Here is a 12,018-nt window from a genome sequence, read left to right on the forward strand (position 1 = left end):
TGTACCCTTTAGATATGGGATGATATCCTCCAGTTCCTATCAGTTGGCGATCGCCTTCAATCACCCAAAATTCTCCGCCGGTTCGCCAATACGCACTTTCGACTTCTAGAGCATCGCAATCGGCTCCTTTGGGTTCCCAACTGAGACCATATTCGGCTAAAACAGAACTGATTAGGGTGGCAACAGATTGGCGATCGCCAACTTCCCAATCTCGAATTAAATAATTACGGTAAACTTGTCTCACGGCTGTATAGATGGATATGTCCACCAAAAGTTTAAGCGATCATGACTCCCTTAGTTGAAAACTTACTCAAGCTATATCTACCTTTGATTGGCTGGACACTATTGGGATGGGGTATCGGCAAATTTTTGATTAGTACCCTATTACCCAAGAACAGTAGTTCCTATTTAGGGAAAGGATTATTTTTGTTTGGTGTACCCATTAGTATTGTGGCATTTTTACGCAAAACGGATCTTTCCGGCGGAATTTGGATTGCGCCGTTAACCGCTTGGATTGCCGTCGGTGTGGGTGCAGCCTTTGCCTGGACTTGGATCGATCTGGGGGTGAGCGATGAGCGCTTACGAGACATTGCCAGAGGGTTAAATCCAGCCCTAGAAGGTCCTCAAATTACTGTGATTAATAGTCAATGGAGTCAATCGACTCAAGGCAGCTTTATGCTGGCGATGATGTGTGGCAATACTGGGTATTTAGGTATTCCTGTGGTTTTAGGGTTAGTGGGAGTAGACTACATTGCCTGGGGGTTATTCTACGATCTCTTAGGATCGGCGATCGCGGTTTATGTGGTTGGGGTTGCCCTCGCTGCCTACTTTGGTAGCAGCGATCAAAAGCAAGAATCCATATTACAAAGAGTCTTTAAAGCTACTCGAAATAATCCTGCGTTTTGGAGCCTATTATTTGGCTTAGGATTTCGCTATGTCCCTCTACCTGATACCGTGGAAATAACTTTATATAATGCGGCTTGGACTGTGACTAGGATTGCCTTGGTATTAATTGGGATTAAATTGAGTGAACTCCAAACCCTAGGAAAGCTTAAACAAGCCTCAACTTGTTTGTTGATTAAAATGATATTAGCTCCACTAGTTGTCGGAACCGGATTGATGTTTTTTGGTGTTGATGGTGCGCCTCGATTAGCTATGGTTTTGCAAATGTCTATGCCCCCTTCATTTGCAACTTTAGTGATTGCGCAAAACTATCATTTGGACGAAGATTTAGCCGTAACCTGTTTGGCTCTTGGCTGTATCATCTTGTTGTTCACTCTCCCCATTTGGGTTTGGTTATTTGGGGTATAGTGTCGTTCTTAAGGAATCAGTTGAATTCCGTCTTATATTCTTGGGTTACATTGGATTATTTCAGATTTTCTCTCTCCTTCTGTATAGACAAAAACAATGATTCATCAATCCTCAAAAATATCCTCTACAAATCCTCTAAATTCTCATTCAAGAGAATCTGCCGATCGACTCTCTTTAATGCTTCTATTTCATCTCAATTTTGCCTTTTCATCCATTGAGATAGAGCAACGCCCTATAGTCATGAAACAGTGCTATTGGCCAGTTCTCAGACTAGCAACTGAATTCAATATACCTATAGCTATTGAAGCGACAGGTTATACCCTAGAAGTAGCAGAACAACTCGATCAGAAATGGATGGATCAACTACGTTATTTAATTGGTCAAGGCAAGTGTGAATTGATTGGTAGTGGATATGCACAAATTATTGGCCCTATTGTCCCTTCAGCCATAAATGAAGCCAATCTCTATTGGGGGCATCAGGTTTATGACAAGATTTTAGGGATACATCCACAAGTGGCGTTAGTGAATGAACAAGCCTATTCTGCTAGTTTAGTTTCCCATTATTTAAAAGCAGGATATAAAGCTATTATTATGGAATGGAATAATCCCTATCGGTATCACCGTGAGTGGGAGTTTGAATGGCGTTATTACCCCCAATATGCTTGTAGTCAAAGCGGAGAAAAAATCCCCGTCATCTGGAACAATTCCATTGCATTTCAAAAATTTCAAAAATACATTTATGGAGAAATAAATTGGGATGAATATATAGACGAATATCTAGTTAATCATCTTTCTGAACCAAACCGAACATTGATGCTATATGGAAATGATGCAGAGGTGTTTAACTTCCGTCCAGGTCGATATGCAACAGAAGCCAAAATTGAATTAGATGAATGGCAGAAAATCTATGATTTATTTAAAAGTTTACAACACGATAATCGATTTCAGTTTATTCATGTAAGTGATATCTTAGAGAAAATTTCATCCCCTCTAGCTGGTCATAGTCTGTCATTAGAATCTTCAGAAGATCCAATTCCAGTCAAGAAGCAACGAAAGTATAATATCACCAGGTGGGCAGTAACGGGTACAGATTTAGAGATCAATAACCGATGTTGGTCAATTTATAATGCTCTCAAAGATCGGGTCAGTTATACGAATCCAGTTTGGCAGGAGTTATGTTACTTATGGGGTAGCGATTTTCGCACTCATATTACACCTAAACGCTTTATAGACTACGAGCAACGCTTAAGAACCCTAGCTAATCAGTTAGGCGTAGTTTTTGTGGTTCCTCGATTGAAATCTGGAAATGCTAATATTTCCTTACCCGATCAGTTACAGGTAGAGCGTCGTAATAAGTGGTTAATCTTGGAAACAGAGAAGCTTAAGCTGAGGCTCAATTGCGAGCGCGGGCTATGTATTGATCGACTATGGTTTAAGGAAGTATCGTCAAACTGGCTATGTGGTAGTTTATATCATGGCTATTATGATGACATTGATTGGGTAGACGATTATTTTTCCGGTCATTTAATTTTCCAACCCCCTGGAACTCCCTGCATTGATGATTTACAACGGGTCGATCCAGTAATACACTTCGATCCAGATGAGGGAAAAGTTTGGGCTACGGGTTGGGTAGAAACACCGTTAGGATCGATCCAGAAACAAGTAGGTATTGCGATGAGCGCTGGTCAAGTCGATCTAGGGTATCAGTTGGATTTTCCTAAAAATGTTGTGGGTTATTTGCGCTGTGGATATGTGATGTTAAATCCTAAGGCATTTGAATTAGAAAGTTTGTTTTTTGCTACCCACAATGGTGGAGCCGATCTAGAAAAATTTCTCTTAAACTATAAATCTTTTGATCACCATAAAACCGTTTCTTCGATGGTTTCTTCAATGTGTGGTTTAGGAATGACTAAGGGAAAAGTGATTTTAGGAGATCGCTACCACCAGATTCAGATCAGTACAGATAAGGCGGCTTCTGCCTTATTGGGTATGGTGACCGCTCAACTGATTGGCGAAAGCTATTTTTTTCGATTGGCTTTTTCGGCTAGGGAAGTGGATGAGACGGCAAAAAAAGAGCTATTTGACATCCTTAACCCGGAAAACAGCCCCTCAGTCTATCGGTTATCAATTACAGCCCAATCTTCATCCTAAATTTTCTCGTCCTAGTCGTATAAACCATAGCAGAAATTATTCACAAGCTATAGATATAGCATAAAGACTGTTAATAAACGGTTTTCAGAAGAGCATGATACACTATGATGGCATCGATCTTGCCTATGCATGATGTAGTGTTGGATATCAAATTTATGAAACGGCGGCAGTTTACAAACTTATCTCTATTTTTGCTCGGTCTGACGTTAGCGAACTGTGGTCAACGTCAAGATTCTCCGACAAGCATTACCAGCAGTGGTGGTGATAGTGTGCGGATTTGGTGGAGTCAGGGGTATTATCCAGAGGAAACGGAAGCGATCCGGCGGTTAGTGCAACAATGGGAGAATGATAGTGGCTTGCCGGTGGAACTCACCCTTTATAGTGAAGGTGATATTCTTCAAGAAGCTGAACGGGCTATCTCTGCTGGCAATCCCCCTGATGTTCTGTATAGCCATGATGCAGATTTAACGTTTATTCCTAAACTGGCTTGGAATAATCAGTTAGCTGATGTTTCCAGTGTGATAGAAGCCGCCGAATCTTTGTATAGTCCAGCAGTCTTGAATGCAGTTAAATACTTAAACAAAACTACGGGAGAGCGCAGTTATTATTCAGCACCGATCACTCAAATGACTAATCATATTCATTATTGGCAACCGTTGCTCTCTTCCCTTGGTCAAGGAGAAGAAGCGATTCCTGAAGGTTGGGATCAATTTTGGGCGTTTTGGGAACAGGCGCAAGCTCCCATACGGAATCAAGGACGAAGTAATTTTTATAGTATGGGGTTACCCATGTCTGCTTCAGCCTCAGATACTTTCTTTGTGTTTGAGCAATTTTTGGCAGCTTTTGATGTGGAGCTGGTTAATAGCACGGGAGACTTACAAGTAGACAAGGCCCAAGTGCGCGAAGGAATTGCCCAGGCCCTATCCGCTTATACCCAGTTTTATAAACAACAATATGTTCCTCCAGAAGCAACAAACTGGGGGAATGCAGATAACAATGTCACTTTCTTGAGTCGTTCCACTTTGATGACGATTAATCCTACCTTGTCTATTCCTGGATCGCAACGACAAGATCAAAGCACTTATCAGCAGCAACTGGTCACCACTCCTTGGCCGAATAAACCGAATGGCGATCCAATGACATCAATGGTATCCATTAAGCAAGTTGTTGTTTTTGAGTCTTCTAAGTACAAAGATGAAGCGAAGAAGTTGTTATCTTATTTGATTGAACCGGACAATCTCAAACTTTATATTCAAGGCTCTCAAGGGCGGTTTTTCCCGGTTATGCCTCAACTATTGGAAGATCCATTTTGGCAAGATTCTAATGATCCGCACATTTCAACAGCCTCTAAACAATTTTATCGGACTCGTCCATTTGCTCAAGCTTTGAATCCAGCCTATAGTGAGGTGCAAAGTCAAAATATTTGGGGGACAGTGATTGCCGAGATGGTGACGAAAGATTTATCCGCTCAAGCTGCCACGGATCGGGCGATCGCTGCCATTAAAACCATTTTTCAGGATTGGCAGTAACTTTCCTAGTACATAGGTACATTGAATCCTACGTTTCTTTGAGGCAAGTTTTATGCTGAAGTTTCTCCGAAAAAGTCTCCTGTCTCAGTTGGTGACCTCTTTTTCTCTCTTGTCCTTAGTGACCGTTAGTCTGGTGGCGATCGCTGCCTATGTCAGGGCAAGAGACTCTCTCCGAGATTCTGTGTATAATAGGTTGCAAGTAGCCACATCCCTCAAAGAGTACCAATTGGATGATTGGGTAAAAACCCAATACCAAGATGTGCAATTGATCGCACGATCTCCTACAATTGCACGGTACTTTAAATACTTGCTTAACCAACAAGAGCAATCCACTCCCCTAACTCCAGAATCCGATCGGCAAGAAATTATTAAACTACAGCAACTGTTGCAAGATTTAGGATATTATGATGGAGAACTAGATGGAATTTATGGCAGGGGTTTAGAGCAAGCAGTTGCCAAATTTAAAGAGAGTTATAACATCGAGTCTCAAGATCTATTAAACTTGTCAACTATTTATCAGTTAATCGCCTATGAAGAAATCTCCCAAGAGTTATCAGAATTTTCAGAAGTGAAACCAAGTTTACAAGAAATCTCTTTGTTAAGTACAGGAGGCATTGTTGCTCTATCTACTAACCCGACTAAAGAAAAAACCTATCAACCATTAGGAGAAACTACCACCTACTTTAACCATGGCCAATCTGATACTGTCATTCCCAGCTTCTATACTTCTCCCATAACCCGCAAATCTGCTATTACGTTAGGAACTCCAATTTTAGCTGAATCAGGTGAACGATTGGGGGTATTAACAGTTGACTTGGATTTACAAGGAATTGATGAAATTATTAGGGAGAAAACAGGTTTAGGACAAACGGGTGCAACTTACTTAATTGGCCGATTAGGAAACCGAAATGTATTTATTTCTCAGCAAGCGACTCAAGGACAAGAAAATCAAGAAGAATTAAAAGAAGTCGATAGCTTGGGAATTCAACAAGCAACTCAAGGAATTGATGGGGTAGGACTTTATAGGAATTATCAAGGGATTCCAGTTATTGGAGCCTATGTCTGGATGGCCAATCAAAATCTAGCTTTATTAGCAGAAATGAGCCAAGCTGAAGCTTTTGCACCGGCACATCAACTGTTGAAGGAGATTTTGCAAATCGGATTAAGTGCAGCTTTATTTTTACTGATTATTATTTATTTGATTTCTCGTCGTATCACTCAACCCATTTTAGGGATTACGGAAACAGCCATTCAAGTGAGTGCGGGCAATCTTCGCTCGCAAGCTCCTGTGTTAACAGAGGATGAGATCGGAACGTTAGCACAGGCATTTAATCAGATGATCGATCAACTGCAAGAATCCAAAAATGAGTTAGAAAATCAGGTGACAGCCGCCACACAGTCTCTACAAGATACCCTGGCTAATCTAACTTCAATTATTGATAATATCGCTGATGGTTTATTGGTTACGAATACAGATGGAACGATCACTCAAAGTAACCAAGCATTATTCAAGTTGTTTGGATTAGAGCAGGGAAGTTTGGTCAACCGAAGGAGTGAAGATATTTTTGGAGGAACATTTGCTGAACTGGGAGTAAAAGTTAAAAAAAATCCCGAAAATATATTTAACTCAGAAATAGATTTATCGGAAAACCGAATTGGGAAAATCGTTGCCACGGGTGTTTTCAAAACCGATCCCCAGTTAGGGCAGCAATTTATCGGTTGTGTTTTCTTAGTCAGAGATATTACCACAGACAAAGAAGTGGATCGGATGAAAACCGAGTTTATTTCTACGGTTTCTCATGAATTGAGAACCCCTTTAACTTCGGTTTTAGGATTTGCCAAACTGATTAAGAAAAAACTAGAAGAAGTTCTCCTGCCTAGGGTTGATGTTACCGAGAAGAAAGTGGAACGTGCAGTAACTCAAGTAAGTACCAACCTAGACATTATTGTATCGGAAGGTGTGCGTTTAACCGCTTTAATTAATGATGTTTTAGATATCGCCAAAATGGAAGCCGGAAAAGTGGATTGGAAGCATCAACCGGTGGCCATTACCCAGGTAATTGAACGAGCGACAGTCGCGACAACCTCCCTATTTAGTCAGAATGATATTCAATTGGTCGTTGAAGTTGAGGAGAATCTACCCAGTATTCTTGGAGACGAAGATAAATTAATGCAAGTTGTGATTAATTTAATTTCTAATGCGGTCAAGTTTACCGATCGAGGGATGGTGAGCTGTAAGGCTGAAAAACGAGGTGAAACTGTAGTTGTGCAAGTAATCGATACAGGGATTGGAATTCAAGAAGAAGATTTACCCAAAGTGTTTGAGAAGTTTAAGCAAGTAGGCGATACTTTGATTAATAAACCCAAAGGGACAGGTTTAGGATTGCCCATTTGTAAGGAAATTATTGAGCATCATGGAGGGCATATTTGGGTAGAAAGTGAAGTGGGTGTGGGAAGTATATTTGCATTTTGGTTACCGATATCAGAAAGCCAAGGGGATATGGGTTGGCCTCAGTTAGTACAAAAATTGACGAATGTGTCTCCAGATTATCAGGACGATCAGCAGCAAAGACGACGAGTGATTTTGGTTGTTGATGATGATGCTAATATTCGAGAGTTGTTGACTCAACATTTGGATGTGGAAGGCTATGAAGTACGACAAGCAGCCAATGGACAGGAGGCGATCGCTCAAATTAAGCAGCAAAAACCAGATTTAGTCGTTTTAGACGTGATGATGCCAGAATTGAATGGATTTGATGTAGCTGCAATTCTCAAGAACGATCCAGAAACCATGCAAATTCCCATTTTGATGATTTCTGCTGACGATCGCTCCGAAAGAGGTTATCGTATTGGTGTAGATCATTATCTGACGAAACCCATAAGCTCAGAACAATTTTTACAGAGGGTGCAGACTCTACTGAAGCAACAATACTCATCTAAACGAGTTTTAGTCTTCGATCAAAAATCTTCAAGTGCACAAACTTTAACGGAAATTCTCCAAGCTCAAGGATATCAGATGAAAGTTATGAATACGGAGGACGCTCTGTTTGCTGCTCATCCCGATTTGGTCATTACTGATGTAAATATATCTAATACTTCTAGATTGGTAAAAACTTTAAACTTTCAAAAAGGCAACGATCAAATCATTGTTTTGTTATTAGAGAATCCCCCCATGCAGAATGGCCATAAAACTGAAGTCATTAATTAATAAATCGACCACTCAAACCTTGATTCAAGAGTATGTTGATCTGTTTCCTGGAAAGGTAGGCATTTTCGATTCAAATAGAAATTTGTTAATGGGTTCTGTCCATCCTTTCTTCCCTCAAGAATATGCAATTAAAGCGGAAGGAGAAGTGATTGGCTGGGTATGTGGAGATCAAGGCAGTTCTGCGGTATCCAGTTTATTAAATTATCTGGTGCGTCAAGCTCTTTCTCAAAAAGCATTGGTCAATGAAACTCTAGAGCGATACAAAGAAATTAATCTCTTATATCGTATTTCTGAGGATATGAGTGCTTGCTTAGATATGGGGGTGATTGCTGAGTTAGTACTCAAAGAAGCACGCAACATTATTGAGTCTACCCAAGGAGCCGTTTTGTTGGTTGATCCAGAAAATGGACGCTTTACTACTCTAGCCCAATTTGGAGATTGTCCTTCACAACTGTACAATTTAGCGATTGATGAGGGGATCATGGGTTATGTCCTATCGACAGGAGTAGCTGAAGTCATTAATGACGTAGAACATGATTCTCGGTTAACTGAAATCGATCGTTTAAATAAGGCATTAATTTGTTCTCCTCTCAAAAGTCGGTACGAGGCTTTTGGGGTGATTTGGATCGGTCATTCTGAACCGATTAATTATCGAGCCGCAGACTTAAAACTGTTGACTGCTTTAACTTCTCAAACGGCTAATGCAATGGAAAATGCTCGTTTGCATAATTATCAGTTGCAAGAAGAACGAATTAAAAGTAATTTAGAGCGGTATATGTCTCCGCAATTGGTCAAAGCCATTATCGATAATAAGGAAGAAAGTTTACTGAAGACGGGTAAAAAAGATTTGGTCATGCTCTTTTCCGATATTCGTAATTTTACCACTCATTGCGAAATGCTGGAACCAGAAACCATGGTGGAATATTTAAATATTTATTTTACCCATATGGTTGATGTGATTTTTAGCTATGGGGGAACGGTGAATAAGTTTGTGGGGGATATGATTGTCTGCATGTTTGGCGCACCTGCTCCTTTAGAACAGAGTGAAAAAAAAGCGATTCAAACGGCGATCGCCATGCAAAAATGCCTACAATCTATGCCCGTTCCTTGGATTCGAGAAAATTTCAAAACGGGTATTGGTATAAGCTCAGGTAAGGTTGTTGTGGGCAATATTGGCGCTCGTCAGCACGTTGATTATACTGCAATTGGAGATAAAGTTAATACTGCATCAAGGTTGCAGTCCATAGCTGAAGGAGGGCAAATTCTAGTGGATCGAAGCATTTACGATCGCACCGTTGACTACTTTAATTTTAAGGAGGTAGGATTAGTGAATGTCAAAGGTAAAACACAAACGGTGGAGATCTTCGAGGTTTTATACTGATAATGGATAAGAAAGTGTTAATTGTAGATGATGAGAATCATATCAGAATTCTACTAGAACAAACCCTAGAAGAGCTGGAAGATGAAGGAGTAGAACTATTATTTGCAGCAGATGGAGAAACCGCAGTAAATTTGATTAAAGAAGAGCAGCCTAATCTAGTCTTTCTAGATGTGATGATGCCCAAAATGAACGGGTTTGATGTCTGTTATCAAATTAAAAAGCAACCGGATTTGAGGGAAGTCTGCATTATCATGCTAACTGCTAAAGGGCAAGAGTTTGACAAGAAAAAAGGGGAAGAAGTCGGGGCGAATTTATATATGACTAAACCGTTTGATCCCGATGAGTTGTTAGAAAAGGCTCGGGAGATTTTAGGGTTAGAATAAATTTCAACTATGAATCCGGGGTTCTGGATGTAAGTTAGAGAGCAAATCACTCTCAACTTGCGCCAGACTTTCTAGGCGAGATTGGACAACTTCTCGATCGCAATAGGTTGTTGCTAAAATCCAGTAGATCCCGTAATGGCGCGCTTCAGAAGCCATTAAAGAGCGATAAAATTTCGCTAGTTCTGGATGGGGAAGATGGTTCGCTAACAGTCCGAGACGCTCGTGGGAACGGGCTTCAATGAGGGCAGAAATTAACAGAGAATCGAGCATTCGTTCGGGTTCATACGGCCAAATTTGGGCTTTTAATCCAGCACCATAGGGAGGAGCAGAAAGGGGAGCCAGGGGAATATTGAGACGCTCTAACCATTGATTAACTTGTTCAAAGTGTTCGAGTTCTTCCTGGGCGATCGCCGTTAGCTTCCTGACTAACACCTGACTGGAGGGATAGCGGAACATCAGGTTTAGAGCGACTCCTGCTGCTTTGCGCTCACAATGGGAATGATCTAAGAGGATAGTGGGAATATTGGAGATCGCCTGTTTTACCCAAGCCTCAGACGTAGGGTGTTGTAGAAATTTAATTTTTGGTAATTCTTCCATAAGCAATTTGTGGTGGTAATAGGTGATAGTAACAATATAGCCAAGTTCCTAGAAACCCGGTTTCTTAAATGCTCAACAATCTCCTCAAATTAAGGACTTAGGGTTAACCTCGAATTCCATCTTGGAACGGTAAAAATACACATCAAATTCAATAAAAAAGTTCGTCTGTCCTAAAATGAGAGCTGTATTGATTTTTTTTATCCAAGCAAACGCTAATTGAATCGGTGCAATATCACCAATTTGAGCCATTACAAATAAAGGGATTGCTGGCTGCTTTCCTAAGTTACCTGTCACTTCAATGATTGCCTTTTTATCTTCCCAGATAGCTCCTAGTTTTTGTCCCACGTCATAGGGCATCACGTTGATCGTTGCACCACTGTCAACTAACGAGACTTAAACAAATATCAATGCCAAAGCCAGCCTAAATCCTCTTGGTAAGCGGTAAATACGTCCCAATTTTCCTGGAGCCAATTATAGAAACGAAAAGACAAGGCTGCACGAAAGGCTGACAAAGCTTCTGCCAATGTATTTAATGGTCGATTGGCCCATTGCCTTCGTAGCCCGCCCGTTAACTTATGGTAAATGATAAAAGTATAAGCACAAAAAACCAGAATCAAATGACGCAGTAAGCTCAAGTTATCTCGCACTTGTGCTTCTCTCCAACCCAACCACCCCTTCACTTCTCGATAAAATACTTCCACCCAATTCCTTTTCGAGTAAGTCAGAACTAGCCACTCGGCTGTTACTTTCTCTTCCTTGACATTGGTGATCAAATAGTCAATATTTGCCGCTTCTGAGATACAACTTGCATTCATGACGATAGCCAATATTCTCAATTCTTTTTGACTTAGGGTTCTGCCTTTCACTAGAGCTACCCAGACTCTTTTGGGTTTTTCTACATTGAGTTCAACTGGCTTAAATTCCTCTGACGGTATGCTTTTGGCTAACTCGTCTAGACGGATTTTTTTCTCCTGCTCCCTTTCTTTGATAACTACTTTCCGATTTTTGGCACCTCCTGCTATATACTTTAGCTTTCTTTCTTCTAGAGCTTTGAGAAAGGTACTGTTATTGCCGTATCCCGCATCTACTAGAACGATTTCTGGTCGATAGCCTCTGGCTAGACTTCGCTCTATTAACTTGATGGCTAACTCCGGTTTCTTCTCAAACTCTTCGTCTTCCTTTCCTTCGGGTAATGAACTGGCATGTTGATATAATTCTACATCTAATGGTACGCTTTTGCGCCCATCGTACATATGGGTCGTTACTGCCACTATTCCCTTGTCTATTTTTCCAATTTCTCCCAGATACTGCCGCCCTACTCTACTGGTAAAGTTGCCACTTTTACGATGCCCCGTATCATCAATAATCAGGGCAAATCCTGACTTAATTCTAGGAAAGAGAACATTGGTTCATCACTTGCAGACGACGGTCATTGATTTGGGTACTATCCCAGGGCGC

8 protein-coding genes and 2 pseudogenes are annotated in these 12,018 nt (G+C 40.8%); 6 read left to right on the top strand and 4 right to left on the bottom strand.

The window, feature by feature from the left end; translation table 11 throughout:
- Nucleotides 1-268: pseudogene (locus tag AC3A14_RS21805) on the bottom strand (GNAT family N-acetyltransferase); the annotation flags it as partial.
- 17 nt (nucleotides 269-285) lie between these two features.
- On the opposite strand from AC3A14_RS21805, the gene AC3A14_RS21810 reads away from it, so the two are divergent.
- The 6 genes from AC3A14_RS21810 to AC3A14_RS21835 all read left to right on the top strand — a co-directional run bounded on the left by AC3A14_RS21810 (nucleotide 286) and on the right by AC3A14_RS21835 (nucleotide 9,963).
- A complete protein-coding gene (locus tag AC3A14_RS21810) occupies nucleotides 286-1,311 on the top strand; it encodes an AEC family transporter (protein WP_318698243.1) in 1,026 nt (341 codons plus the stop codon).
- A 240-nt stretch (nucleotides 1,312-1,551) separates the two neighbouring features.
- Complete coding sequence (locus AC3A14_RS21815; RefSeq protein WP_318734067.1) at nucleotides 1,552-3,462, top strand: hypothetical protein; 1,911 nt, start codon at nucleotides 1,552-1,554, stop codon at nucleotides 3,460-3,462.
- A 104-nt stretch (nucleotides 3,463-3,566) separates the two neighbouring features.
- Nucleotides 3,567-4,991, top strand: coding sequence for an ABC transporter substrate-binding protein (locus AC3A14_RS21820; protein WP_318698245.1), 1,425 nt, complete (start codon nucleotides 3,567-3,569; stop codon nucleotides 4,989-4,991).
- Nucleotides 4,992-5,043: 52 nt separating this feature from the next.
- Complete coding sequence (locus tag AC3A14_RS21825; RefSeq protein WP_318734069.1) at nucleotides 5,044-8,199, top strand: ATP-binding protein; 3,156 nt, start codon at nucleotides 5,044-5,046, stop codon at nucleotides 8,197-8,199.
- Nucleotides 8,171-9,580, top strand: a complete 1,410-nt coding sequence (locus tag AC3A14_RS21830; RefSeq protein WP_318734071.1) for an adenylate/guanylate cyclase domain-containing protein — start codon at nucleotides 8,171-8,173, stop codon at nucleotides 9,578-9,580. Before AC3A14_RS21825 ends, AC3A14_RS21830 begins: the two co-directional genes overlap by 29 nt.
- 2 nt (nucleotides 9,581-9,582) lie before the next feature.
- Nucleotides 9,583-9,963 (top strand): response regulator transcription factor, encoded by a 381-nt coding sequence (locus tag AC3A14_RS21835; protein WP_318698248.1) that lies wholly within the window; start codon nucleotides 9,583-9,585, stop codon nucleotides 9,961-9,963.
- A 3-nt stretch (nucleotides 9,964-9,966) separates the two neighbouring features.
- On the opposite strand, the gene AC3A14_RS21840 is transcribed toward AC3A14_RS21835, so the two are convergent.
- From AC3A14_RS21840 to AC3A14_RS21850, 3 genes and pseudogenes are all read right to left on the bottom strand, one after another.
- Nucleotides 9,967-10,566 (bottom strand): MiaE family protein, encoded by a 600-nt coding sequence (locus tag AC3A14_RS21840; protein ID WP_413039247.1) that lies wholly within the window; start codon nucleotides 10,564-10,566, stop codon nucleotides 9,967-9,969.
- Between the two features lie 78 nt (nucleotides 10,567-10,644).
- Nucleotides 10,645-10,917, bottom strand: coding sequence for a hypothetical protein (locus AC3A14_RS21845; protein WP_318719280.1), 273 nt, complete (start codon nucleotides 10,915-10,917; stop codon nucleotides 10,645-10,647).
- Between the two features lie 47 nt (nucleotides 10,918-10,964).
- Nucleotides 10,965-12,018 (bottom strand): annotated as a pseudogene (locus AC3A14_RS21850) (IS701 family transposase); the annotation flags it as partial.

The organism is Roseofilum sp. (assembly GCF_982964205.1).

Bases quoted from the DNA above. Each gene is read 5' to 3' on its own strand.
- AC3A14_RS21810 (WP_318698243.1), top strand. From the start codon at position 286: ATGACTCCCTTAGTTGAAAACTTACTCAAGCTATATCTACCTTTGATT.
- AC3A14_RS21815 (WP_318734067.1), top strand. From the start codon at position 1,552: ATGAAACAGTGCTATTGGCCAGTTCTCAGACTAGCAACTGAATTCAAT.
- AC3A14_RS21820 (WP_318698245.1), top strand. From the start codon at position 3,567: ATGATGGCATCGATCTTGCCTATGCATGATGTAGTGTTGGATATCAAA.
- AC3A14_RS21825 (WP_318734069.1), top strand. From the start codon at position 5,044: ATGCTGAAGTTTCTCCGAAAAAGTCTCCTGTCTCAGTTGGTGACCTCT.
- AC3A14_RS21830 (WP_318734071.1), top strand. From the start codon at position 8,171: ATGGCCATAAAACTGAAGTCATTAATTAATAAATCGACCACTCAAACC.
- AC3A14_RS21835 (WP_318698248.1), top strand. From the start codon at position 9,583: ATGGATAAGAAAGTGTTAATTGTAGATGATGAGAATCATATCAGAATT.
- AC3A14_RS21845 (WP_318719280.1), bottom strand. From the start codon at position 10,917: ATGCCCTATGACGTGGGACAAAAACTAGGAGCTATCTGGGAAGATAAA.